Raw genomic sequence first — 23,449 nt, 5'->3', positions numbered from 1 at the left:
GAGGAAGTCCCGTGAAACGACGACGACCGGCAGCCGCGCTCCTGTCCGGCCTGCTGCTCTCCCTCACCCTGCCCGCACTCGCCTCGGCCCCGGCCTCAGCCTCGCCCGCCTTCGAAGCGGCCGCGGCCGCCGCACCGGTGACGGCCGGCCCCGGCGCCGAGGGCCCCGACCTGAGCTTCGCCAACCGCACCCCTCCGCCCCCCGGCATGCCGGACTGGTCGCGCGTCGGTTTCCGGGGCGGCCAGTCGCTGCCCGGTGACGGCGACCTCACCGACGACGCCGGCTGCCGGATCACCCCGGACGTGCTCGCCGCCAAGTACGGTGTGAAGGCGAACGACGGGGTCGACGACACCACCGGCCTGCAGAAGGCGATCGACGACGTCAAGGCCGTCTGCTCGCCGAACGCCAACTTCAACCGGCTGTCGCTGATCTCCCTGCCGGCCGGTCGGATCGACGTCTCCCGGCAGGTCTACGTCGACGCCGACTACCTGGTCCTGCGCGGCCAGGGCTCCGGCGACGGCGGCACCCGGCTGGTGTTCCGGCCGGACGAGAACACCCGCTACGACACCCTGGTCAACGGCCGCTGGGACCAGGACAGCATGAAGGCCGGCAGCGGCAGCGACGTCGGTACCGGCGGCTGGATCTGGCCGGGCCGCGGCCTGTTCCGGGTGCAGACCCGGGACATCGCGGACCGCTACCAGGACGACTGGGCGGCGGCACCCGCGAACCGCAAGGACATCTTCGAGGGCAGCGTCAACCAGCACTGGGCCTCCGGCATCAAGGTGGCGGCGGCGGCCGCCGACCCGGGCTACGCGGCCCGCCAGGGCCAGAACACCGTCCAGCTGGATGCCAAGGCCGACATGAAGAAGTTCTCCCTCGGCGGCTACGTCTGGGTGGGCGCGGCCAACAGCGTCAAGTTCTACGAGCAGCAGGGCGTCTCCGACCGCAGCCAGATGGACAACCTGCACATGCGCCAGCAGATGTTCCGGGTCACCGGCTTCGACGGCGCCGCCAAGACGGTCACCCTGGACCGTCCGCTGGAGTGGGACCTGCCGGTCGACTCCACCTCGGACGGCTCCCCCGCGCTGGGGGACAAGCCGTACGCGAGCAAGGTCACCCCGCTGAAGGTGGTCCAGGGCGTCGGCTTCGAGGACTTCGCCTTCACCCAGGACATGAACGGCCTGCCGAAGCTCGGCGGCGGCACCTACTCCCTCACCCCCGGCCAGGCCGTCCACAACTACGGCAACATGGCGCCCGAGTACGCGATGCACGGCATCGTCTTCAAGTGGGCCGCCAACGACTGGGCGCGCGGGCTGAAGGCCGAGATGACGGGCTCGCACCCGATCGTCACCGAGGACGCCCGCAACCTCCAGATCGAACGCAACAGCTTCGACGGCGCGTGGAACAAGGGCAAGGGCGGCAACGGCTACCTGCGCGGCAGCCGCGTGTGGGACTCGCTGTACGCCTACAACCTCAGCCGCAACCTGCGCCACTTCACCTTCCAGTGGTCGGCCAGCGGCAACGTCGCCTTCCGCAACGACCTCGACTCGGACCTGAACCTGCACGGCGGTTGGGAACACGACAACCTCTTCGAGCAGAACACCCTGCGGGTCCCGTACGAGCACCGCTCGGGCAGCTGCCAGACCAACTGCGGCGGTGAGGGCGGCGAGATCGACGAGGGCACCTGGTATCCGGTCTGGTGGGCGGCCGGCCCCAAGGCGGTCAAGTGGTCGGGCTCCTCGGGCCCGCAGAACGTCTTCTACGACAACACGATGGTCAAGCAGGCGACGCCGGGCGGACCGTTCGAGCCGTACGCGCCGTACGGCAGCCGGACCGGCACCGCCTACCAGTTCGGCTCCGCCGACGACGACCCGAGCCGCTTCCGTCCCCTGGCCCAGGGCGGCCAGAACATCCCCGACTGGACCGGCCGGGAGACCCTGGACTACACCGGCCAGGGCGTGGTGCCCGTCGACGTGGGCAGCCGCCCGTCGCTCTTCCTCGCGGACACCGGCGGGCTCGTCCCCCGCGACAACCACAGCCGCCGGGTGGCCACCTGGAACATGCAGGGCGCGAACACCCCCGAGGGCAACGGCAGCCGGTACACCAACGATCTGCCCCGGCTGTTCGCCAACAACCGGGCCGACGTCATCGCCCTGCAGGAGGCCGGAGCGCCGCCCGGCGGTGCCACGTTCGTCCAGGAGATCCTCACGCCCAACACCCAGTGGGTCGACAGCCGCACCTTCAGGATCCCGGTCCGGGAGTACCGGATCGGGAGCGGCAGCCGAACGACGGGATGGCTGTACTGGCTGCACACGGACACCAGCCCCGAGACGTTCGGCCGGGTCAACCTGGCCGTCTTCAGCCGTAGCAGGGTCGACCGGGACAGCGTCTACACCACCCGCGAGGCCATCATCACCGACGGCTGGGACTCCCGGCCCGCGCTCGGCGTCAACGTCGACGGCGTCGTCTACTACTCGGTCCACGGAAGCTCGGGCGGCCGCGGCAGCGACGACCCGCAGCTCCTGTCCATCATCCAGGACCAGATGACGGCCGCCGGCGGCCTGCCGTGGGTCGCGCTGGGCGACTACAACCGCCTTCCGGACAACCTGCAGGGCGCGGTCCTGGGGTCGTTCCGCATCCACGCCCAGACCCAACCCACGCACCCGGTGGACCGGATCGCCGCCCCCAACGGCCGCAGGATCCTCGACTACGCCGCCACTCCGGTCCGCCAGCGAGTCAACGTCACCGGAGCGCTCCGGGTCCCCATCGACTCGTCGGACCACTATCCCGTCCTGTACGAAGTCGGCGGCCTGCCGAACGCGCCGACGGTCGGGCAGGTGACGGCCCCGCCGGTACCGAACCAGATCCTGCTGCGCAGCGCCGCCACCACCAACGTGGCCGGTCCGGCCGGCCGGAACGACAACGCGGTCACCGACCAGCCGATCGACCGGGCCGCCATCCAGTCGCAGGTGCTCAGCCTGACGCCGGACCCGGAGTACCCCGGCTACTACCGCCTGTTCCACCCGTACGCGCCCTTCGCCGGCGGATACCTGGGCCAGGAGGGCGGACGCCGCGACTCCCGGGTGGTGCTGTGGGGGAGCCCGGCGGTCGACCAGCTCTGGGCACCGGTCTACCAGGGCGACGGCACCTTCACCCTGCAGAACTACTACACCCACCAGTTCCTCACGACCCTCGGCCCGGGGCAGGCCGTGGCGGGCCGCGACGAGGACGGCTCGACCGCCCAACGCTGGTTCTTCCAGGACCCCCGTGAGGCCGCCGGCCTCAACCAGATCGTCTCGACGAACGCCGGTTCCTCGTCGGCGCTCGCGGTCAACGACCAGGCGTCGGCACCCTTCCCGGTCTTCCTGGCGCCGTACGTCCAGGGGAGCTCCACCCAGCAGTTCAGCACGATCTCCGCGGGGCCCAGCGGCAGCGACAACTGCTTCTACCTGGTCAGGGGCGGGCAGTACGTCAACTCGACCGCGACCCACCCGCGGGATCCACGGAACGGCGACACGGTCTCGATGGGCGCCTTCCGGCCCAACGACGACGGCTACCTGTGGTGCACCACGCCCGACGGCCCGGACGGGCCCCTGCTGACCAACCACACGACCGCGACGGACCACCTGGACCTCACCAGGAACGCGACGTCGGACGTGGCGGTGCTCAGCGGGCCCGGTTCCTCCGCGCCCAGGCTCCACTGGAGGTTCCTGGTCGCCAGCCGGTGACCCGCCCGCACCGGTGAGCCAGGCGGCCGGCCGGTCCTCGGATCGACCGGCCGGCCGCCTCGGGTCCGGCGGGGCGCCTGCTCCGCCCGAACGACCTTGCCGGGATGTCGCCCGATCGGTCATTTCCGCAGGTCGGCACGGTGTGTCTGACAGCCCGTGAGGTCTGTTCGGATGGCGGCATCGCTTGCGGGGGGTGGCGGCCCGTGGCTGGCTGGTTCAGGCGGGACCGACCGGGTGCCGCCACTTCTGATCTCGAACTCCACGGAGAGAACCATCATGCGTGCTGTCAAGCGTGTCCTGGCCGTCGCCGCCCTCACCACCCCGCTCGTGATCGGCTGCGCCGGCCTGGCCTCGGCCACCGAGGGCCTGGACGCGAGCTTCGGCCAGGGCTTCTTCACCGCCAACCAGAACGGCGCCGGCTTCGGCGCCAACCAGTCCTCCGTCAGCCCCGACGGTCTGTCGCACGCCACCGCCTGGACCTACGCCGACGACACGGGCGTCACCGGCTCGTTCACCGGCTCGGGCGCCACGTGGAGCGCCGAGTGACGGTCCCCGCAGGCCCGGAGCGGTGAGGTCCCGGAGCGGGGCCGCCACGATCCGGTTCCCGGAGTGACACAACGGCCGGTCGACCTGGTGGTCGACCGGCCGTTTCCGTGAAGACGCCCGCGGATCGCGGGGAGAGGCCGCGGCACGGAGAGCCCCTGAGGGCCCGCTCAGTCGCTTCCGGTCGGCCGGGCGGACTGGACGGGGTACGGGAAGCTGGTGGCGCCGAGGCCCGGTTCGACGGTGACGCGCAGTCCGCCGTACGCGGGCAACTCGTAGAAGCACCAAGCCACTTGGCTGTGGTTGACGGCGCTCTCGACGGGCGGCTCGATCATCGGCCGCGACTGCCTGACGTGCTCCAGCAGGCCCTGGAAGTCCGGCTCGGTGTAGGCGCACACCGTGTGCCCCCGGGGGCGGCCGAGCTGCCTGGGGACGGACGGCGCGCCCGTCGCGGGGATCACGGCCGCGCTCGCGAGCGCGGCGGCGGTCAGCGAGACGGCCGCCCGACCGGACACGGACCACGGCACGGCGGCCACCCCCTTCCGATTCCCGGGCGGACAGCGGCCGCACCGCCCGGAAGGGGGATCCCACCCCGGAGGGGCCGGATAAACGGCGCCGGGGAAAGTCGTAAGTACACACACCGGGCCGCACGGGGAACAGGGCAGGGGCCTGGCGCCGGGAGGCACCGGGCCCCGATCGGCGCGCCGGAGCCGGGAGTTCACCCCTGGACGGCCCCCCGGCCGGGCCCCTGGCCGGATCCCTGAACGGCGGCATCCACGGCGGGAGGCCCGTTCGCGGGAACATCGCCGCCCGCCGCGCGGGCGCTCCCACCGACCGGGTACGCAGTGCACGAACCAAGACGGTTCGACCCCCACGGAACGGAGTCGCTCATGATGGCGCCCAGCGCTACCGACCGACGGTTGCGCAGCCGCACGGCAGACCACGTCGACGTCACCCAAGTCCTCAGCCAGGACGTGGTCCTGGGCGGGCCGGTGGTCGTGGACACCGCCCGGCGCAAACCGGTCCTCGCGTTCCACGACCCCGGCGAGAAGGCGAGCTCGGACTCCGACGGGCACCAGGCCCTGGTGTTCTGCCCCCGGAAGGGCCCGGTCCCCGACATCCGGCACGTGGCCCGCGCCCTGGGCACCCCGACGGGCTGGAGCGTCACCAGCCCGTTCGAGGCCTGGCTCCAGGAGCAGGCCAAGCGGACCGGCTGGGTGTTCAACGACCTCACGGTGACTCTGGTGCCCGAGGACCGCGCCCACAAGGTGACCGCGCAGATCAGCGTCAAGTACACCGATGTCGGGGTGTGGCCCAACGGCCAGTTGTTCATCTCCGAACTCCTCCCGGACGGCACCTGGACCACGCCCTCGCCCGACGGTCCCGAGCAGGCCCTGATCTACGAGACCATCGACACGACGTACACCCCGCGGGGGAATCCCGTGACGTACAACGGGCACACGCCGTCGGTGCACGTCGAGATCCGCGGCACATCGTCCGGGGACACCCGTCTCGGGAACCTGCCGGTGGACGACGTCGCCGTGGTCATGCTGTCGGAGACGGACTTCGTGGTGCTGGGCGTCGTCGAGAAGGACGGCTTGATCGCCGCGCGGAACGGGCAGCAGGAGGAAGACGTCTCCATCGATCCGCTCCCCTCCAAGGCACGGCACGTGATCGGCGGCTACGCCGTCGCCGGCGGCGCGGTGTTCCTGGTGACCGACGCGGCCGGCGCCCTGTGGACCCTGCTCTACGACGACGCTGCCAGGATCATGACCGTCCACGAGAAGCTCAACGCCGGGAACATCGTCCGAGCGTCCTTCCATCCCGCCGCCGACGGCGGTCACACCGTCTACGCGATCGACGACCGGAAGGTGTGCTGGATCCACCGGCTGCCCGCCCAGGGCGCGGCACTTCCGGGCACGCCGCTCCAGGCTGACGTGGTGGCCGCCGCCACGCCGCCCTCACCGCTGGAGACCGCGACCGTCTTCCTGGTCGAGGCGGGCACCGAGTCCGGCGACGAGACGAAGAACGAGCTGCGGCTCGACGTCCAGGACAGCACCACCGGCCTGTGGCGGCGCGTGCACGTCCACGACCCCGCGGCGGGCGTCAAGGAAGTCACCCGCTACCGGGTGGAGGCCACCGTCCTCGACCGGTCCGGCGCGCCCGTGGCCGGACAGCCCGTGACCCTGTCCCGAGCCCCGGGCGACACCGAGGGCGAGGTCGCCGTCGACGGCCAGATCGTGGAGGTCACCGACCGGCCGACCCCGCTGAAGACCGACCTGTTCGGCCGGGTCACCCTCGCCGTCACCCCGACCGGGCTGTCCGCTCCCGACCTCGTCCTCAGGGTCGAGGGGCTCCAGGACGTCCTGCTGCGCCCCTCCCGGGACACCGAGGACTACCTGCGCGGCACGAAGAACCTGAAGTACAACCTCACCAACCCCGCGGGCCCGCTGCCCGACTTCGGCGGCGGCACCCTGGCCGGCGCGAAGGTCCCCGGCCCGGCCGGCCGCCCGGGCCAGGACGCGTTGGCGCCCGAGGCCGCGAAATCCAAGAAGACCGCCCAGGAGGCGGCCGACGCGATCAAGGCGATGGCCGAGACCAAGGCCGGTTCCGCGTCGAGGAACGCCTTCGGCTTCCGCCTGTCGGTGACGCTGGTCGACGGAACGCCGCAGGTCGACTACGTGGAACTCCAGGAGCCGGAGACCCTGGACGACTCCTGGGAGAAGTCCCCGATCGTCTTCGGGGACGTCCACGCGGGCCTGCAGACCGGGGCCATCACCGAGATGAGCATCACCTTCAGCTGGAAGGACAAGTTCGCCAAGCTGTGGGCCAAGTTCAAGGACGGGATCAAGCAGCTCGTGACCCTGGGGAAGGACGCGATCCAGGCGATCCTGGGCTTCATCGGCAGCGTCTTCAAGATGATCGGCGCGAAGCTCGGCGACGTCGTCGGCTGGCTGACGGCCTGGTTCGACTTCCCCGCGATCTGGAACACCAAGAAGGTCTTCGAGTCCTCCGTCCTCACCATGCTCGACAAGGCCCAGGCCGCCGTCAAGGAGGCCGGAAACCTCGCCGACGACTACCTCCGGAAGCAGAAGGACAGCGTCAGGAAGAGCTTCAAGGACGCCCGCGCCAAACTCGGGGACAAGACGGTCGGCAGCTACGACGACCTGCCCGGGAAGGGCGAGCAGGGGACCCTCGTCGTCGGGGACGCGAAGCTCTCCGACCTCAACGGGGGCAACGCCCACCTCAACTGGTTCCAGGACAAGGCGGCGGTCATGACGATCCCGCCGCGGGACACCGACAAGGACATCGTCGACAACACCACCTGGGACACGTGCGCCCCCCTCCTGAAGAAGGCCGGCGAGGAGTTCGTCACGGGCGTGCGGAAGCTGCTCCAAGCCTTCACGGACCTCGCCGCCAAGCCCCAGGACCTCAAGGCCACGACCCTCGCCGCACTGCTCGAATCGTTCGAGCAACTGGCCCTGGCCGCGCTCGACTTCGGGGACGCCGTGCTCCACGCGGTGGTCGACCTCGTCTCCAAGGCCATCGACAAGCTGAAGACGGCGCTGACCGCCCCCCGCGAGGTGCCGGTCATCGGGACGCTCTGGAAGTGGATCGCCAAACAGGCCGGCGAACCGGACGCGCCCCTGACCGTCAACGGCGCCCTCTGCTTCCTCGGCGCCCTCCCGGTGACCCTGATCTACCGGCTGATCAAGGGCAAGGGGGCCGAGCCCTTCCCCAAGAAGAACGCACTGCTCCAGGCCCAGGCGCGCGGGGCCGTCCCCAAGACGCTCACGCCCACGGACAAGACGTGGCTGCTGGTCGCGGCGATCCTGCAGACCGTCCAGTTCGCCTTCTACGCGGTGGGCGACCTCCTCGCCTACGAGAGCGCCCAGGGCCTCGACTGGCCCTACCTCGGCCCGCTCGTCCAGGTCGCCAACCTGCTGTTCACCCTCGTGGTCTTCGACATCGGGACCACGGTGCTGGCCGAGAGCATGACACCGGGCTGGGTCATCGCCCTCGTCGCCACCCTCTTCGCGCTGGCGTTCGCGGTGCTGGCCGTGGTGTACCGGTCCGCGGCGAAGGCGTGGCTCACGAAACTGGCGGACGCCGGGGACCCGGTCCCCGTCCTCCTGATGCTCAAGGGCTGCTTCTGGGACCTGTACAGATCGCTGGCACGGATCGTCGACGGCACGACGGAGGACGGCGACGAGGCCGCGGCCCGGGTCCTGCTGGCGATCTCCCCGGCGACCGCCCTCCTGAACAACCGGATCATGCTCAAGGAGCCCGATTCCGGCTTCGTGATCGCGACGGTCAAGGCCGGCGTCGACACCTTCTTCACCATCCTCGGCGGCGTCATGCTCTGCCGCCACTACGACAAGCACTGACCCCGCGCCCCGCACGGATTCGCGCCGCGTCCCCGGCCGTCCACGGAAAACAAAGCGGCCGGTCGATCCGAAGATCGACCGGCCGTTCGCTGTGCGCGAGGGGGGAGTTGAACCCCCACGCCCTTTCGGGCACTGGAACCTGAATCCAGCGCGTCTGCCTATTCCGCCACCCGCGCATCTGGGTGATGAGGAAAACTATAGACCATCCGCAGGGGTGCCTCCGACCACCCCCGGGCGAACGGACGGAAGCCACTCCTCCCCCGGCACCCGGAGGCCGTGCTCCTCAGGCACCGAACTCGTCGATGCCGGCGGCGCCGGTCGGTCCGTACGCCTCCAGGGACTCCAGCACCGGGCCCGCCTCGTGGAGGCCGGCGGTGCGGGTGACGGTCCTGCCCGAGCTGGAGGTGGCGGCCACGGGTGCTCGATGAAGACGTGCGGCGCACTCGTGAAGGAGCGCGCCTATCGTGCGAGGACACACGCCCCCGCCGACGCGTAGGCGCGCACGCATGAGGATGCCCCGGCACCCCCGGATCGAGGGGTGCCGGGGCGCGGTCTCACGCCGTCACGCGGCGTCAGTTACCGATGGCGCCGCCGCCCACGGCGTTGCCCGCCGGGCACTTCAGGGCGAAGCTGTGGGTGCCGCTGTAGTACGAGGTGGAGATGTACCGGTAGCCGTCCGAGCAATCGACGAACACGCGGTAGCTGCTGCCACTACAGGTCTCGTAGAACCAGGGGCCGTCGAAGCCGTAGTTTCCGCAGCTGAGGCTCAGCGGCTTGTTGGTGCCCGGGGTGACCGTCACGCCGACGACCGACTCGCCCTGGGCCTGGTCGGCCGGCGTGGCGGCGGCGGTCGCCGGCACGATCGAGAGCTGCTGTCCCGAGATGGTGACCACCGGCTCCGCCGCGTTCGCGGCGGGGGAGGCCGCACCGACGGCGGCGAACGCGAGGATCGCCGTCGTGCCGATCGTGCCCAGGGTCTTCCTGAATGCCATGTCGTTGCTCTTTCCCTGTGAGGACTGACTGGAGGTGCTGCATCGACAGGGGGCGCCACCTGCGATCCGCAGGCTAAGCGGGCTCGTTCAGGGCGGACGGGCGGGCACGCCGGGAAATACTACGTATACGCCCGGCTGGCTCCGAGGGGACGAAGAGTGCTCCCGAACAGGACTCGGGGCGGGGCGCCCGTCGGCGCCCCGCCCCGAGGAGGTCGGGAGGTGAATCAGCCTTCGACCGGGAAGTCCCCGGTTCGCACGGCCGCAACGAAGGCCTGCCAGGAGACGGCCGGAAAGACGAGCGCCGGGCCCTGCGGGTCCTTGGAGTCACGCACCGGGACGGCGCCGGGGAGGAAACCAAGGGCCGCCTCGATGCACTCGGCCCCGTCGCCACCGCTGTAGCTGCTCTTGCGCCAAGTGGCCTTCATGGGATCGGCGTTCTGCAAAACGGTACTCCTCCATCGCATCGGCGATCAGGGCACGGGTATCTCCCGGCGAGAGTACACCGGTACGCACCACGTCAAAGTCCCGCCTTGACTCCTCGACCACTGCTGGGGCGTCACTGAAGTGCCCTCGATACAAGCTCTCCGAGTACACCCATTCCTTCCCGTCCGGCATCAACATCAGCACCATGGATGTCGATGGTGTCGTCGCCATCGGGCGACCGAATGGAGCTACCTCGATGACGATGTTCGAGCGCTCAGTCACCGCAAGCAGGTGCTCCATCTGCCGTCGCATCACCCCTGGGCCACCGATCACCGTGCGGATGGCGCTCTCATCAAGAACCACCATCAAGGTCGGCCCATCAGGAACCAGGAAGCGACCCTGCCGACTCAATCGAGTATCGACCAACTCGGCGTAGCGCTTCGGATCGTTGCGCGCTTTTCCGGTGCTGATCATCGCGCGAACGTACTCTTCGCACTGCAGGAGACCGTTGATCCGGTTGTACTGAAGCACCCGAATCGCCAGAGCCTCTTCCTCCAGCTCCATGAACTTCTCGAACCAGTCTTGGCTCTCGATGTCCGCCTGCCAGTCCACGCGCTCCCAAAGCCGAACCAGCATGCCCCCCATGGCCAGCAGGTCGTCGAGCTTCGCCGCCGTCTCGCGGTCCACCGGACGCCTACCACCCTCGAACCTCGTGATCACCGTCCGGTCGAGGTGCATCAGCTTGCCCAGTTCCTCCTGCGTGTAGCCGGCCCGCTCCCGCGCGAAGCGGAGCGCTTCCCCGAACATCTCCGCCGGGCTCACCGTCGGTCCGATCCCAAGACGCCGATGTGCCACGTGTTTCTCCCTCAGGTGTTGCGAGCCCTCACACAGCGTTTTGGTCGCCACCGTAACTCCAGCACCCCATGATTGATACCGGAATGCGACGTATCGCGTGCAGAGCGTTACATCGCGCGCCCCTCTTTCACGCCCCCTCCGCCCCCCGAGGTGCTCCCCCATGCTCGCTGCCCACCGTCCCCGCGCGTTCGTCGCCCGGCTCGACGCCCGGACCGAATCCACGCCGCTGGCCCGCTACTTGCTCCGGGCCTACCTCTCCGGACTGCCCGCCGGCGACCGCTACTCTGACACCGCCGAACTCCTCCTCGGCGAGTTGTTCGCCAACGCAGTCCAGCACTCCGACGCTCCCGACGACCGCCACATCGAGATCCGCTTCGCCCTCTCCGGCTCGCGCCTGCGCCTCGAAGTCCACGACGCCGGCACCGGCCGCCCCTACCTCCACACCCCGAACCCGGACGACGAGCACGGACGCGGGCTCTTCCTCGTCAACGAACTCGCCGAACGTTGGGGTAGCGCCTCCCGCCCGGGCGGCATCGGCAAGGTCGTCTGGGCGCTGGTCGCCCCCGTGCCCGTGCCCGCCCTCGTCACCGTCTGAAAGCCGCCCCCGTCATGGACCAGCCGTCGCTCACCACCCTCGCCCGCCACACCCTCTCGCGCGGTGCCACCCCGGCCGCGACCTACGCCCTCATCGCCCGTCTCGGCCACCAGCCCCTGCCCGTGGCGCGCGCTGTCTGCCTCGCCCTCGCCATTCCGCTCGCCGAGACCACCCGCCGCCTGGCCGAGTGCTACGACGCCCTCCTCGCCAACCCCCGCCCGGACTCCGAGTCCGACACCGGTGAACTCCTCGAAGCCCTCGGCGTCTTCGACGTCCCCAGGTCGCTCACCGACGCCGAACTCGCGGTCGTCGACCTCCTGGTCACCGCCATCGACGCCATGGGCGGCATCCGCCCCGGCCACCACCACGGGCTCCAGCGGTGGTTCACCACCGGCAACCTCACCGCCGCCTACCTCTCCCTCGCCTCCGCCAATCCCCTCCCGCGCACCGGCGACCCCACCGCCTACTGGACCGCCCTCACCAGTGCCGGCGAGCTCCTCACCGCCGTCCCCAGCCCCGATGCCCGCCTCAAACGCGCCCTCACCCACTGCCGCACCCAGGCGGCGAACATTCCCGCCTGACGCCTCGCCGCCGCCGTCGCCGCCGCCGTCGCACAGGAAGTCGACCCCACCGGCTTCCCGCGCGAGCCGCCGGGCACCAAAGCTGTGGATCTTGGTGCCGTCAGGCGCCAGGATGGCGCCCATGACCGGTGATCCCCTGCACGTGCCCCTCGACGAACTGCGCAGATCCTTCGACGTGCTGATCCGGCACGTCGAGAGCACCACGACGGGCGGTGGCGTCGCCCTGGACAAGGACTACTTCTGGTCGATCCCGTCCGACGAGATGTATGACGTCATGAAGAACCCGGAGACCCTGACGATCGGGCAGCTCACCGAGTCCTGGCAGCACCTGCGGGACCTGCTGGCCGACGAGGACCGGGCCCTGGGCTACCACCTGGTCTGGCTCGCCGACGTCCTGCGGGCGATCGGCCAGGACCTCACCGTCTGACCGCCCCCCCCGATCCCCGTCCCGGCGCGGCGGCCCCGGAGCGCCACCGCGCCCGGCTCGCGCCGCCGAGGAGGCGGGTCTCCCTCCTCGGGACGTCGGACGCGGGCACCGGCACGACCCGTAGCCCTGCGCGGGAAGTCGGCCCCGCCGACTTCCCGCGCAGGGCCGAGTGATGCGCCGCCCGGCCGCACGGCGTCGCCGCCCTTGCCCGTCAGCGCCCTCCGCTGTGCCGAGCCTGCACGCTTGCGGCGTGGCGACGACGGCCGCTTCCGCCCGGGCGATCGCGCAGCCCTGGCCTGTCGGCCCAGACGCCCACCCCGGGTGACCGCCTCGCGCCAGGCCCCTCCATGGGCCCATCTTCGCTGCCCACCAGGGGACTTGAGCATCACCACGAGTCCCGGGCCCGTCTCTCCCCGGACCCCCGCGCCGCTGCCGCCCGGCCGCCCGTTCCACCCCGTCGTAGGTCACCGGGGTAAGTCATCCGCCCCACCCCGAGTCAGTCACGCCCCGTGGCACAGTGCTGCCCGGCAGAGACACCCCGGCACCACCGGCGCCACCCACCGAACCGGACGGATCGTCAGAGAGCCCGCTCCGGCAGCCAAGAGAGAAGAAGATGAAGAGGCACACCACCGTCCGCGCACGGCTCCGTTCGCTCCTCCTGGCAGGCGTAGGCCTGAGCATGGCACTCACCGGCGTGCTCGGCGGGGCCGGAACCGCCGAGGCCCGCACCGAGTGGCGCCACATGTCCCACGTGTGGTTCGACCTGTCGGAGGGCGGCCCCGGCGAGTCCGAGACCATCCGCTACTCCACCTTCATGGCCAGCCTGCGGGCGGCGGTGGCGGGCTACAACATGCAGGAGACGCAGCTGGAGGACGTCGGCCTCGTCCAGGTCTCGCTGACCGCGCTCGACGACCAGGGCCGGCGCCGCCACACCGACATCTGGGTCAACCCCTCCAACCTCTACGTGTGGGGCTTCTCCAACGAGAACGGCGTCACCTACCAGTTCAACGACATCGGCAACGCTCTGCAGACGCGGATCTCGGAGACCACCTCCCCGACGCCGCCGGTCAACCCCAACGTCCAGACGATGAACATCGGTTCGAACTACAACGCGCTGAGCCAGGCGGCCGGCCGGAACCGGGGCGCGATGCCCATCAGCTGGATCGACCTGCGGTACTCCATCGTCCAGCTGGCGGCCGAGAGCAACCCGTGGGGCAACCGCCAGGCCACCGCGCGCTCGCTGAGCCTGATGATCCAGGCCCTCTCCGAGGCCGCCCGGTTCAACGATGTCGAGGGCACCTTCCGCGCGGCGATGAACAACTGGGACGTCCGCCAACTGCCGCAAGCGCAGCAGAACCTGGAGAACTCCTGGGACGCCCTGTCGCGGTTCTACCAGCGCGCCTCCGCCGGGCAGAACGCGACCGCGGTCGAGATCGACGAGGTCGGGCGGGTCGACAACCTCGACCACCTGCGCTGGTACGTGCAGATGACCATGGGCCACCCCCACACCGACAACGGGGACTGGAACCACGACGAGCTCTGACGGCTCCCGTCCCCCGGCCGGGGGGGGCGACGCGGAGGGGGCGGACGACCGGGGGCGGCCCATCGTGCCGGACGCCCGCCCCTCGCCCGCCCGGCTCGTCGGCGCGCCGCGCCTCAGCCGTGCCCGGCGACCAGCCGGGCGAGCAGCGCGGTCACGGTGGCACCGCCCGCCGCCGCGGCCATGCCCCGGACGAAGTGCAGCACGACGGTGCGCCGCACGACCCGCCACCGCCCGCGCCGCGCCTCCTCGGCTGCCCGACCCTGCTTGCCGTTCCAGGCGACCATCTCGCCTCTCCTCTCCCGGGGGAATCGGCCGCGTCCCACGGCCTGACTCCACTCTGGAGCCGGCCGGCAGCCGCACCGCGCCCGGCCGATGGGACCGGATGAAGCCGGAAGCCGCCTGCCGGAAAAGGGCGTTCACCTGACACCGACCCGCCCTCGGTCCATGATGAACTGACAGCACCGGACGGAATCTGACAGCGCATCGAGGGGCGGCCCGTGGCAAGAATCGCCATACCCAGCAGCGAGAGCCTCCCGCCCGGGCCGCGCCGGGACCTGGTCGACGCACTGCACGGGCTGCACCGGGGAGCCGGCAAACCCAGCCTCCGCGAGATCTCCGACGGCATCAGGAAGCGCCAGGACCTGCCGGCCCCGGTCAGCCACGACACCGTGAGCCAGCTGCTGCGCGGTGTGGCCGTGCCCGCCTGGGCGCGGATGGAATCCGTGGTGCGCTACCTCGCCGAAGCCGCCGTCGGCCGGCAGAAGCCGGACCCGGAGGCCGAGGTCGAACGCTTCCACCGGCTCTGGCTGGCCGTCGAGGACGCGGCCCCGGCCACACCGGACTCCCCGGCCCAAGAAGCTCCGGAGGAGCCGACCCGGCCGGCCCCGGAGGACGCGGATCTGGGGGCGGAGCTCCGCCACCCCGAGTCGGATCGTCGGATCGCGGCCCTGTACCGCCTGGAACGGCTGGCGTGGCGCACCCGACGGCGGGACGAGGTGCCCGTCTCCCCCCGGTGGCCTTCGCTGCTGGCGGACTTCCTCCGGAGGGCCCGACCGCTGGAGGGCCCCCTCGGCCCGGCCCCTGCTCCGTCCGAGGAGGCCCAGGTGGCGGCACTGGTCCTGGGGCGCCTGCCCTATGAGTACTTCGCCGACGGGATCGACCTGTCGCGGCTCGACCTTCGGAACCTCGTCTGGGACGGGGCCCGGCTCTGGAGCGCCGACCTGAGCGGGAGCCTGCTGGCGAACGGCTCCCTGCAGCACGCGCAACTCGAGGACGCCCGGCTGGCACAGGCGACGCTCACCGGCGCGAACCTGGAGTCCGTCAATCTCACCGACGCCGATCTCACCCGGTGCAACCTCACCGACGCGGCCATGATGAACGCCAGGCTCTCGGACGCGAACCTGTCCCACACCCTGCTCTCGCGAGCGAACCTGATGGGTGCCTCGGGCCACCGGACCCGGCTGACCGGATGCGAAACCGCTCACGCCGACTTCAGCTACGCGGACCTGCGCGGCGCCGACTTCCGTCAGGCCGCCCTGATGCGCTGCGTGTTCGACCACGCCGTCCTCGCCGGCGCGGACTTCACCGGTGCGACGTTCGACGGCAACTCCTTCGCCGATGCCGACGTGTCCGGAGCGCGCTTCACCCAGCGAGCGCTGAGCCACATGGCGCTGACGCCCGCCCAGCTCGCCTCCGTCACGGTCGTACCCGATCCCGGCTGACGGGGGCCCGCACCGCCCTCAGGGTGCGGGCAGGTCCCCGAGGGCCTGCCGGCCGAGAAGCCCCGCCCCACCCGCACGGGAAGTCGGCCCCGCCGACCTCCCGTGCGCCGGGGCGCCCCGGCTACAGCTCGGCGCGGTAGGCCTCCAGGCGTTCGGCCAGGTCGTGCGGGTGGCCGAGCATCGGGAGGTGGTCGCCGGGCATCTCGTCCGGGCGCAGGCCCAGCCGTTCCTGGACGTGCCGCCGCAGGAACGCGGGCGGGAAGAAGCGGTCGCCGGTGGCCAGCAGGAACCGGGTGGGCACCCGGGGCCAGGCCGCCAGTGGCCAGGGCGTCCCGAACGGGGTGGCCGACTGCTGCCGCTGGTGCTCCGCGAGGAGTTCCTCGACGAGCGCGGCCGGGGTGTCGTGGAGGAACAGGGCGCGCGGGTCCTCCTCCGCACCCTCCGCCACGCCCCTGCCGCGGTCGGATTCGCGGCGGTCCCGCGCGTAGCCGGTGTTCTCCCACCAGGCGCCCGGCGTCTCCCCGGGCGCCGGCACCTGGGCCTGGAGCATGACCAACAGGTCCACCGGCAGGCGCTCGCACACCAGCGGGCCGGTGAAGCCGCCGAACGAGTGCGCGACGACGACGAGTTGCCCCGCGCGCCCGCCGACCGGCGACGGGACCGCCGCCACCACCGCGTCCGCGTACTCGACGAGCCCGGCCGCGTCGTCCTCGCACGGCAGGTCCGGCGCGACCACCTGGTGGCCCCGCCCGCGCAACTCGGCCGCCAGTGGCTCCCAGCACCAGGAATCGGCAGCCGCGCCATGGATCAGAACGTACGTCGCCACGATCACTCCCCCGTCCGGAACGGATCACTTCCGCATCGTCCCGAGCCTACCGACCGGTCCGCCCCCGAACCGCCTGTCGGCACCCGCATACTCATCCCAACGACCGGCCATCGACCACCCGTTGGGGGAAGCCCTTGTTCCGCGACACCCGCCCGGGCAGCATCCGCATACCGACCCACCGCGAGACCGCCGAGGAGTGGGGCGAGCAGATCGCCACCCTCCGCGCCGCTCCGCCCGGGTGGCTGTTCCTGCTGGGGCGGCTGTCCTCCGACGGCTACCTCTGCCACCTCGACCTCAACTACCACCTGGACGGCGAGCTCGTCGCCGTCGTCCAGACCTCCCGCCCCGTGCCGGCCGGCCACCGGGTGGGCTCCCTCACCACCCCGCAGTCCCAGCTCTCCACCTTCCTCGCCAATGCGGACCGACTCGACCCGCGCACCGCCCTCGCCCCGCTCGCCGGGCCACCGACCCCGGGCGAGGTGCTGCTCCACGGCGTCCCCGTCCCGGTGGAGGTCCACCACAGCCACGGCTGCCGCAGCGCCCTGATCCCCCGGCTCCCCTCCCAGCAGGGCTACGCAATCGTCACCGCCGCCACCGAGCACTGGGCCGCCGCCACCGACCTCGCCCTCCGGCCCCCGCTGGCGTTCTGAGCGGGGCCACCGCACCGGACCGCCGCCCGCGTTTCACCCGAAAGGCGGCGGCGCGGACGGCTTTCAGCCACTGATGCACTGTCATAAACGCGCCTTCGGCGAAGAGTTCACGCCATTTCCCGGGAGTCCACCCCCGGCACATTGGCACGGGTGGGGTTAGCCTGTGGCCATGGTTGCAAACTACAAGGAAGAAGTAGCCATGCAGGACCCGGAGTTCGTCAGCGGCCCCGCCCTGATCCTCCGGTCCCTCGCATCCGACCCCGACCGGCGGGCCATCGTCACCGCCGACGGCGTCGGGATCACCGCCGGCGACTTCGCCGCCGCCACCTACCGCCTCGCCCACGAGCTGATCGCCCGGGGCGCCGCCCGCGGCACCACCGTGACCCTGCTGACCGGCAACACCCCCGAAGCCCTGAGCGCCCGCTACGCGGCGGGCCTCGCGGGGGCCCGGGTGGTGAACCTGTACGACGGCATGAGCACCCCCGTCCTGGCCGAGATCACCGCGAGCGTCGACACCGCCGTGCTGCTCGTGGACGCCGAACGGTACGCCGACGCCCCCGCGTTGCTCCCGCTGATCGACGTGCCGACGGTCCTCACCCTCGGCCCGGGCCCGAACCCGACGGAGGACGGCACCGGCACCGGCACCGGCACCGGCGCGATCGGCGAGGACGTCATCGCCGCCTCCGCCCACCGCCCCGCCGAACCCCCGGACGTCCGGATCGGACCGGAGGACGACCTCGGCATCCGCCACACCGGCGGCACCACCGGCATCCCCAAGGGCATCCTCAGCCTCCACGGCACCTACCGCCGCGTCTTCGACGCCCCGGTCGGCAGCGATCCCGCCGAGGGCCCGCCCCGGGTGCTCGCCGCCACCCCGCTCGCCCACCTCGCCGGGATCTTCGCCGACGTCACCCTCCAGCGCGGCGGCACGGTCGTCCTCCAGCGCTCCTTCGAGCCGGGCGCCGTCCTGGCCGCCGTCGAGCGCGAACGCATCACCGACCTGTGGGTGCTGCCGCCGCTGCTCCACCAGCTGCTCGACCACCCGGCGATCGGCCGCACCGACCTGTCCAGCCTGCGGCACATCGCGTACGGGGGCAGCGCCGCCTCGCCGACCCGGATCCGCGAGGCCCTCAAGGTCTTCGGGCCCGTCCTGTACGGGGTCTACGGGATGTCGGAGGCGCAGCTGATCTCCATGCTCCCGCCGCAGGAGCACGACCGGATCGGCCGCGGCGGCCAGGTCTCGGTCGGCCGGCCCGGCCCGGGCATCGAGGTGGCGATCCGTTCGCTCGACGGCACCGCCGTGCCGACCGGCGAGCAGGGCGAGGTCCACATGCGCTCCGCCACCGTCATGGCCGGGTACTGGAAGCGGCCCGACCTCACCGCCGCGGTCCTGCACGACGGCTGGCTGAACACGGGGGACGTCGGCTACTTCGACGAGGACGGCTACCTCTACCTCGCCGACCGGGTCAAGGACCTGATCATCGTGGTCGGCGGGCACGTCTACCCGTCCGAGGTGGAGGACCTCCTCGTCACCCACCCGGCGGTCGCCCGCTGCGCCGTCTTCGGTGTGCGCGACGAGCAGGAGGCGGAGCACGTCCACGTCGCCGTCGTCCCCGCGCCGGGGCAGCGGCCGGAACTGGAGGAGCTCCGCGCCTTCGTCACGGAGCGCAAGGGCCGGATCTTCGCCCCCGAGGTGCTGCACCTCGTGGACGAGATCCCGCTGACGCCCGTCGGCAAGCCCGACAAGAAGCGCCTGCGCGAGGCCGCCACGCGCTGAGCGGCCCACCGGGGCGGGGCGGTGTCCGGACGCCGCCCCGCCCCACGGCCACCGGCCCCTCGGCCACCGGTCCCTCGGCCACCGGCTCCTCGCCCACCGGTCCGACTTCACCCCAAGGTGGGGTTTGGCTCAACGAACCCCGCCCCCCGTGCCGAGAAGCCAACGGGGGTGGCGGCGCTGAGGGCCGCCACCCCTCTCCCCTTCCGGCCTCGGGCAGGAACTCCCCTACCGCGCGGGCCGGTTCGGCCGCGCCGACGTGTCCCCCCGGCCCTCCTCCCGCCCCCGGAAGGCACGGCGGTACTCGCGCGGGGCGAGGCCCACCCGCGCCGTGAAGACCGGCCGCAGGGAGACGGCGGAGGCGAAGCCGCAGCGGGTGGCGACGGTGTCGACGGGCAGGTCGCTCTCCTCCAGGAGCCGCTGGACGGCGAGGATGCGCTGGTCGAGCAGCCAGCGCACCGGGGTGGTGCCGGTGGTGGCGGTGAAGCGGCGGGCGAAGGTCCGTTCCGACATCAGGGCGGCGGCGGCCATCCGGCGCACCGTCCAGGGGGTGTCCAGGGAGGCCAGGACCTCGGCGCGCAGGCGCGCCAGCGGGTCGTCGTCGGCGCCGCCGTCCGGCACCGGGGAGGGGATGAACTGGTTCTGCCCACCCGTCCGGAAGGGCGCGGTGACCATGGCCCGGGCGATGGTCGCGGCCGCCTGCTGGCCGTGCGCGGTGCGGACCAGGTGGAGGCAGAGGTCGATGCCCGCCGCGACGCCGGCCGAGGTCCACAGGCCGTCGCCGCCGGTGAAGAGCACCTCCGGCCGGACCGTCACCGCCGGGAAGCGGCGGGCGAGTTCACCGGCGAGCGCCCAGTGGGTGGTGGCCTCCCGGCCGTCCAGCAGGCCGGCCTCGGCGAGGACGAAGGCGCCCGCGCAGAGCGAGGCGATCGGGACGCCGGCGGCCGCGACCGCCCGCAGGGCCCCCAGCACCTCCGGGGCGTGCCGGGCGTCCGGGTCCTCGATGCCGGGCACCACCACCAGGTCGCAGCCGGCCAGCGCCGCCGGCCCGTGGTCGGGGACCCGCTCCAGCCCGCCGCCCAACCGCACCCGGGCGCCCTCCGGCCCGCAGACCCGCAGGTCGAAGGCGGGCAGGCCGAACCGGGCGGACCGGTCCGTCCACACCTCGCCGATCACCGCGTAGTCGAAGGCCCGGACACCGTCGAAGATCAGGCAGCCCACCGTGTGCATGGCAGGAATCTATCGATGGGCGGCGTCTCCGCCCATCACACCTTCCCGGTGTCGCCGACCACCATGGACGCATGACGAACACCGATGCCTTCGACGCCCCGCTCGTTCTCGACCGCGACGCCGTCCTGCTGCTCATCGACGTCCAGAAGGGCTTCGAGGCCGAGGCCTTCGGCCCCCGCGACAACCCGCAGGCCGAACAGCGGATGGCCGAACTGATCGCCGCCTGGCAGGACACCGACCGACCGATCGTCACCGTGCAGCACGACGGCCCGGGCACCCCGCTGGCCGGGGGCACCCCGGGGCACGAGCTCAAGGACTTCGTCGCCGGCCTCACCCCCGCGCTGCACGTCACCAAGTCCGTCAACAGCGCGTTCTACGGCACCCCCGACCTGCACGCCTGGCTCCAGGAGCGCGGCGCCCGGCAGGTGGTGGTCACCGGGATCATCACCAACGTGTGCTGCGAGACCACCGCCCGGATGGCCGGCAACCTCGGCTACGACGCGATCTTCCCGACCGACGCCATGCACTCCTTCGACATGGCCGGCCCCGACGGCGCCACCATCCCCGCCGCCGACCTCGCCCGCGCCACGGCCGCCACCCTGCACGCGATGCGCTTCGCCAAGGTCGTGACGACCGGGGCCGTCACCGAAGCCGCGAAGGCCTGAGCAACGGCTCGTAGGCGTTCCCCTCCTCGGCGTTGAGCAGGACGTACGAGGCCCCGGGGCCCAGCGTGAGCTCCCGCAGCCGCGCCAGGGCCCCGGCGGCGGAGGGCACCTCGAAGCCGAGCGCCGCGGCCGCCTCGTCCCGGTCGGCGAGGAGGTCCGGCTCGTCCTCCAGGTACTCCTCGGCCGCGTCCGCGCACTCCTCCGCCGTCAGCCCCGGACAGTCCCGCCACCACGGCACCGCCAGCAGCAGCCGCACCAGCTCCGGCAGCCCGACGGCCAGCAGCGCCGCACCGCCCTCGGAGTCGGCGTACAGCACCGGCCGCTCCTCGCCGCCCTCGCCGCAGAGGAAGTAGGTGCCGCCCGCGCCGTCCTTGGCCACCGGCTCCAGCGCGGCACCCGAGGCGAGGACGACCTCCTCGACGTGCTCGTAGCTGCGGGACGGGTCGAACTCGCCCGGCCAGACCAGGTAGTCGGCTGCGGCGGCGTGGGCGCGGATGGCATCGAGGAGCGACATGGCGGACACCTTACGGACCGCCGCGGACAGCCGTCAGGCCGTCAGGCCGTCAGGCCGTCAGCCGCTCCGCCAGGTACTCCTCCCAGCTCCGCCGCCCGTACTCGGCCCCCGCCGCGGCCAGGTTCTCCCCCGCCCGGTACGCCCGGCCGACCTTTCCCGGCACCCGGAGCGGCAGGTGCCGGCGGCTGCGGCCGCGCGCGGCGAGGTAGCCGCGGGTCAGCTCGCCCATCTCGTACACCGCCGGGCCGGCCAGGTCGGGCACCCGCCCGGCCGGCCCGCCGAGCACCGACTCCACCAGCCGGGCGGCGACCTCCCGGACGTCCACCGGCTGCCAGCGGACCCCGCCGGGGGCCGGCACCAGCGGCAGCCCGGCCATCTTCTCGGCCACCGTGAACGCCAGGTCGTGGAACTGCGCGGCCCGCAGGATCGTGTACGGCAGGCCCGAGTCGGCCACCGCCCGCTCGGCGGCGTGCTTGGCCCGGAAGTACCCGAGCGGCAGCCGGTCCGCGCCGATCACCGAGATGAACACCAGGTGCCGCACCCCGGCCCGCTGCGCCGCGGCCACCAGCAGCCGGGTGGCGACGTCGTCGCCCTTGGGGCCGCCGGCCAGGTGCAGCACGGTGTCCACCCCCGCCAGCGCCCGGTCCAGCTGCCCGGCGGCCGTCGCAGGGTCCCCGAGCAGATCGCCGCGCGCGTAGGTCACGCCGTCGGCGGCCGGACGGTCCTGGCGGCTGAGCACGCGCACCGGCAGCCCGGCAGCGCGCAGCAGCGGGACCACCTGCCGGCCCAGGGTTCCGGTACCGCCGGTGACCAGCACGGGGTTCTTCGTCATGATCGTCTCCGATTCGTCCCGGGAGGGGAGTTGATCTCCCCGCCACGGCCGTTGTTGGGTGGCTCCTGCTGCTCCGACCCCCGGCGACGAAGGAATGTGACACGTGGACGAGAAGAAGGTGGACGGGAAGAAGGTGGACGGGAAAGCGGACGGGAAAGCCGCCCGGGCCGCGCTCTTCGAGGAGCACCGCCCGCACCTGCGCGCCGTCGCGTACCGGATGCTCGGCTCGCTCAGCGAGGCCGAGGACGCCCTCCAGGAGGCCTGGCTCCGCTACGACCGCACCGACACCGCCGGCGTGGACAACCTCGGCGGCTGGCTGACCACGGTGGTCTCCCGGGTCTGCCTGAACCTGCTGCGCACCCGCGCCCAGCGCCGCGAGGAACCCCTGGAGCCCGCCGGCCCCGACGGCGAGCCGGGCCCGCCGCGCATCCCGGACCCGCTGCTGCGGCGCGAGGGCGTGGTCGACCCGGAGCAGGAGGTGCTGCTCGCGGACTCGGTCGGGCTGGCACTGATGGTGGTGATGGAGTCGCTGTCACCGGCCGAGCGGGTCGCCTTCGTGCTGCACGACCTGTTCGCGGTGCCGTTCGACGAGATCGCCCCGCTGATCGAGAAGACCACCGCCGCCACCCGTCAACTGGCCAGCCGGGCCCGACGCAAGGTCCAGGGGCAGGCGCCCGCGCCCGACCCGGACCTCGGCCGGCAGCGGGCGGCCGTGGACGCGTTCTTCGCCGCCGCCCGCGACGGCGACCTGGACGCGCTCCTCGCCGTGCTCGACCCGGACGTGGTGCTGCGCGCGGACGGCGGAACGGCGCTGGCCCGGCACACCGTGGTGCACTCGGGCGCCGGCACGGTCGCCGGCCAGGCCGTCCTGTGGGGCACGCTCTCGCCGTTCGCCCGGCCGGCGCTGGTCAACGGCACCGCGGGCGCGGTGGTCATCGGGGACAACGGCCGGGCGCTGTCGATCATGGCGTTCACCGTGGTGGACGGCGCGATCGCGGCGATCGACGTGCTCACCGACCCGCGGCGGCTGGCGGCCCTGGACCTCACGGCCTTCCGGAACGCCTGACCGGGGTGCCCGGGGCGGGTGCCCGGGGCGTGGACGGCGGCTGCCCTCCCCCCCCCCGGCCCCGACCGCGCCCCCCGCGCCCGGCGGGCCCTCGGG

General features: G+C 72.3%; 22 protein-coding genes and 1 tRNA gene. 12 read left to right on the top strand and 11 right to left on the bottom strand.

Annotated features, from left to right (window positions below):
- Positions 1-11 precede the first annotated feature (11 nt).
- Complete coding sequence (locus tag ACWD4P_RS20250) at positions 12-3,728, top strand: endonuclease/exonuclease/phosphatase family protein (protein ID WP_449780462.1); 3,717 nt, start codon at positions 12-14, stop codon at positions 3,726-3,728.
- Positions 3,729-4,004: 276 nt separating this feature from the next.
- A complete protein-coding gene (locus ACWD4P_RS20245) occupies positions 4,005-4,274 on the top strand; it encodes a hypothetical protein (RefSeq protein WP_359818021.1) in 270 nt (89 codons plus the stop codon).
- A 167-nt stretch (positions 4,275-4,441) separates the two neighbouring features.
- On the opposite strand, the gene ACWD4P_RS20240 is transcribed toward ACWD4P_RS20245, so the two are convergent.
- The gene (locus ACWD4P_RS20240) at positions 4,442-4,798 is read right to left on the bottom strand and encodes a peptidase inhibitor family I36 protein (RefSeq protein WP_449780461.1); all 357 of its coding nucleotides are present in this window, start codon (positions 4,796-4,798) and stop codon (positions 4,442-4,444) included.
- A 393-nt stretch (positions 4,799-5,191) separates the two neighbouring features.
- Between ACWD4P_RS20240 and ACWD4P_RS20235 the strand changes: the two genes are divergently transcribed.
- Complete coding sequence (locus ACWD4P_RS20235; protein ID WP_449780460.1) at positions 5,192-8,659, top strand: hypothetical protein; 3,468 nt, start codon at positions 5,192-5,194, stop codon at positions 8,657-8,659.
- 92 nt (positions 8,660-8,751) lie between these two features.
- Here the strand turns inward: ACWD4P_RS20235 and ACWD4P_RS20230 are convergent.
- From ACWD4P_RS20230 to ACWD4P_RS20210, 5 genes are all read right to left on the bottom strand, one after another.
- Positions 8,752-8,835 (bottom strand) — tRNA-Leu (locus ACWD4P_RS20230).
- A gap of 107 nt (positions 8,836-8,942) precedes the next feature.
- Positions 8,943-9,074, bottom strand: a complete 132-nt coding sequence (locus ACWD4P_RS20225) for a hypothetical protein (RefSeq protein WP_449780459.1) — start codon at positions 9,072-9,074, stop codon at positions 8,943-8,945.
- A 157-nt stretch (positions 9,075-9,231) separates the two neighbouring features.
- The gene (locus tag ACWD4P_RS20220; RefSeq protein ID WP_449780458.1) at positions 9,232-9,651 is read right to left on the bottom strand and encodes a hypothetical protein; all 420 of its coding nucleotides are present in this window, start codon (positions 9,649-9,651) and stop codon (positions 9,232-9,234) included.
- A 224-nt stretch (positions 9,652-9,875) separates the two neighbouring features.
- Positions 9,876-10,022, bottom strand: a complete 147-nt coding sequence (locus ACWD4P_RS20215; protein WP_359818071.1) for a DUF397 domain-containing protein — start codon at positions 10,020-10,022, stop codon at positions 9,876-9,878.
- Complete coding sequence (locus ACWD4P_RS20210) at positions 9,976-10,980, bottom strand: helix-turn-helix domain-containing protein (RefSeq protein WP_359818011.1); 1,005 nt, start codon at positions 10,978-10,980, stop codon at positions 9,976-9,978. Before ACWD4P_RS20210 ends, ACWD4P_RS20215 begins: the two co-directional genes overlap by 47 nt.
- Positions 10,981-11,089: 109 nt before the next feature.
- Here ACWD4P_RS20210 and ACWD4P_RS20205 point away from each other — a divergent pair, with 109 nt between their 5' ends.
- The 4 genes from ACWD4P_RS20205 (at position 11,090) to ACWD4P_RS20190 (ending at position 14,075) form a co-directional block, all read left to right on the top strand.
- The gene (locus tag ACWD4P_RS20205; RefSeq protein WP_359818009.1) at positions 11,090-11,524 is read left to right on the top strand and encodes an ATP-binding protein; all 435 of its coding nucleotides are present in this window, start codon (positions 11,090-11,092) and stop codon (positions 11,522-11,524) included.
- A 14-nt stretch (positions 11,525-11,538) separates the two neighbouring features.
- The gene (locus tag ACWD4P_RS20200; protein ID WP_359818007.1) at positions 11,539-12,105 is read left to right on the top strand and encodes a hypothetical protein; all 567 of its coding nucleotides are present in this window, start codon (positions 11,539-11,541) and stop codon (positions 12,103-12,105) included.
- Positions 12,106-12,226: 121 nt separating this feature from the next.
- Positions 12,227-12,532 carry a hypothetical protein gene (locus tag ACWD4P_RS20195; RefSeq protein WP_449780457.1) on the top strand — a complete coding sequence of 102 codons (306 nt, stop codon included), beginning with the start codon at positions 12,227-12,229 and terminating at the stop codon, positions 12,530-12,532.
- 679 nt (positions 12,533-13,211) lie between these two features.
- The gene (locus ACWD4P_RS20190; protein WP_449780456.1) at positions 13,212-14,075 is read left to right on the top strand and encodes a ribosome-inactivating family protein; all 864 of its coding nucleotides are present in this window, start codon (positions 13,212-13,214) and stop codon (positions 14,073-14,075) included.
- Positions 14,076-14,188: 113 nt separating this feature from the next.
- Here the strand turns inward: ACWD4P_RS20190 and ACWD4P_RS20185 are convergent, their stop codons facing one another.
- Positions 14,189-14,359 (bottom strand): hypothetical protein, encoded by a 171-nt coding sequence (locus tag ACWD4P_RS20185; RefSeq protein WP_449780455.1) that lies wholly within the window; start codon positions 14,357-14,359, stop codon positions 14,189-14,191.
- Between the two features lie 213 nt (positions 14,360-14,572).
- Here ACWD4P_RS20185 and ACWD4P_RS20180 point away from each other — a divergent pair, with 213 nt between their 5' ends.
- Positions 14,573-15,796: a pentapeptide repeat-containing protein gene (locus ACWD4P_RS20180; RefSeq protein WP_449780454.1), complete on the top strand. Its 1,224-nt coding sequence runs from the start codon at positions 14,573-14,575 to the stop codon at positions 15,794-15,796.
- Positions 15,797-15,917: 121 nt separating this feature from the next.
- On the opposite strand, the gene ACWD4P_RS20175 is transcribed toward ACWD4P_RS20180, so the two are convergent.
- A complete protein-coding gene (locus ACWD4P_RS20175; protein ID WP_359817997.1) occupies positions 15,918-16,622 on the bottom strand; it encodes an alpha/beta fold hydrolase in 705 nt (234 codons plus the stop codon).
- Positions 16,623-16,756: 134 nt separating this feature from the next.
- Between ACWD4P_RS20175 and ACWD4P_RS20170 the strand changes: the two genes are divergently transcribed.
- Both ACWD4P_RS20170 and ACWD4P_RS20165 read left to right on the top strand, forming a co-directional pair.
- Positions 16,757-17,272, top strand: a complete 516-nt coding sequence (locus ACWD4P_RS20170) for a hypothetical protein (RefSeq protein WP_449780453.1) — start codon at positions 16,757-16,759, stop codon at positions 17,270-17,272.
- Positions 17,273-17,441: 169 nt separating this feature from the next.
- Positions 17,442-19,049, top strand: a complete 1,608-nt coding sequence (locus ACWD4P_RS20165) for an AMP-binding protein (RefSeq protein WP_449780452.1) — start codon at positions 17,442-17,444, stop codon at positions 19,047-19,049.
- 225 nt (positions 19,050-19,274) lie between these two features.
- On the opposite strand, the gene ACWD4P_RS20160 is transcribed toward ACWD4P_RS20165, so the two are convergent.
- Entirely contained in the window at positions 19,275-20,276 is a 1,002-nt protein-coding gene (locus tag ACWD4P_RS20160) for a GlxA family transcriptional regulator (RefSeq protein WP_359817992.1), read from the bottom strand.
- A 71-nt stretch (positions 20,277-20,347) separates the two neighbouring features.
- Between ACWD4P_RS20160 and ACWD4P_RS20155 the strand changes: the two genes are divergently transcribed.
- Entirely contained in the window at positions 20,348-20,941 is a 594-nt protein-coding gene (locus tag ACWD4P_RS20155) for an isochorismatase family protein (protein ID WP_359817990.1), read from the top strand.
- Here the strand turns inward: ACWD4P_RS20155 and ACWD4P_RS20150 are convergent.
- Positions 20,919-21,455, bottom strand: coding sequence for a hypothetical protein (locus ACWD4P_RS20150; protein ID WP_359817988.1), 537 nt, complete (start codon positions 21,453-21,455; stop codon positions 20,919-20,921). The genes ACWD4P_RS20155 and ACWD4P_RS20150 overlap by 23 nt on opposite strands.
- A 49-nt stretch (positions 21,456-21,504) precedes the next feature.
- Positions 21,505-22,287: an SDR family oxidoreductase gene (locus ACWD4P_RS20145; RefSeq protein WP_359817986.1), complete on the bottom strand. Its 783-nt coding sequence runs from the start codon at positions 22,285-22,287 to the stop codon at positions 21,505-21,507.
- A 118-nt stretch (positions 22,288-22,405) separates the two neighbouring features.
- Here ACWD4P_RS20145 and ACWD4P_RS20140 point away from each other — a divergent pair, with 118 nt between their 5' ends.
- Entirely contained in the window at positions 22,406-23,353 is a 948-nt protein-coding gene (locus tag ACWD4P_RS20140; RefSeq protein ID WP_449780487.1) for a sigma-70 family RNA polymerase sigma factor, read from the top strand.
- Positions 23,354-23,449: the final 96 nt, after the last annotated feature.

This window comes from Kitasatospora sp. NPDC002543, assembly GCF_053594915.1.
This window is presented reverse-complemented; position numbering and strand designations above follow the sequence as displayed.

Bases quoted from the DNA above. Each gene is read 5' to 3' on its own strand.
- ACWD4P_RS20145 (WP_359817986.1), bottom strand. From the start codon at position 22,287: ATGACGAAGAACCCCGTGCTGGTCACCGGCGGTACCGGAACCCTGGGC.
- ACWD4P_RS20190 (WP_449780456.1), top strand. From the start codon at position 13,212: ATGGCACTCACCGGCGTGCTCGGCGGGGCCGGAACCGCCGAGGCCCGC.
- ACWD4P_RS20155 (WP_359817990.1), top strand. From the start codon at position 20,348: ATGACGAACACCGATGCCTTCGACGCCCCGCTCGTTCTCGACCGCGAC.
- ACWD4P_RS20220 (WP_449780458.1), bottom strand. From the start codon at position 9,651: ATGGCATTCAGGAAGACCCTGGGCACGATCGGCACGACGGCGATCCTC.
- ACWD4P_RS20150 (WP_359817988.1), bottom strand. From the start codon at position 21,455: ATGTCGCTCCTCGATGCCATCCGCGCCCACGCCGCCGCAGCCGACTAC.
- ACWD4P_RS20185 (WP_449780455.1), bottom strand. From the start codon at position 14,359: ATGGTCGCCTGGAACGGCAAGCAGGGTCGGGCAGCCGAGGAGGCGCGG.
- ACWD4P_RS20205 (WP_359818009.1), top strand. From the start codon at position 11,090: ATGCTCGCTGCCCACCGTCCCCGCGCGTTCGTCGCCCGGCTCGACGCC.
- ACWD4P_RS20195 (WP_449780457.1), top strand. From the start codon at position 12,227: ATGACCGGTGATCCCCTGCACGTGCCCCTCGACGAACTGCGCAGATCC.
- ACWD4P_RS20245 (WP_359818021.1), top strand. From the start codon at position 4,005: ATGCGTGCTGTCAAGCGTGTCCTGGCCGTCGCCGCCCTCACCACCCCG.
- ACWD4P_RS20160 (WP_359817992.1), bottom strand. From the start codon at position 20,276: ATGCACACGGTGGGCTGCCTGATCTTCGACGGTGTCCGGGCCTTCGAC.
- ACWD4P_RS20165 (WP_449780452.1), top strand. From the start codon at position 17,442: ATGGTTGCAAACTACAAGGAAGAAGTAGCCATGCAGGACCCGGAGTTC.
- ACWD4P_RS20200 (WP_359818007.1), top strand. From the start codon at position 11,539: ATGGACCAGCCGTCGCTCACCACCCTCGCCCGCCACACCCTCTCGCGC.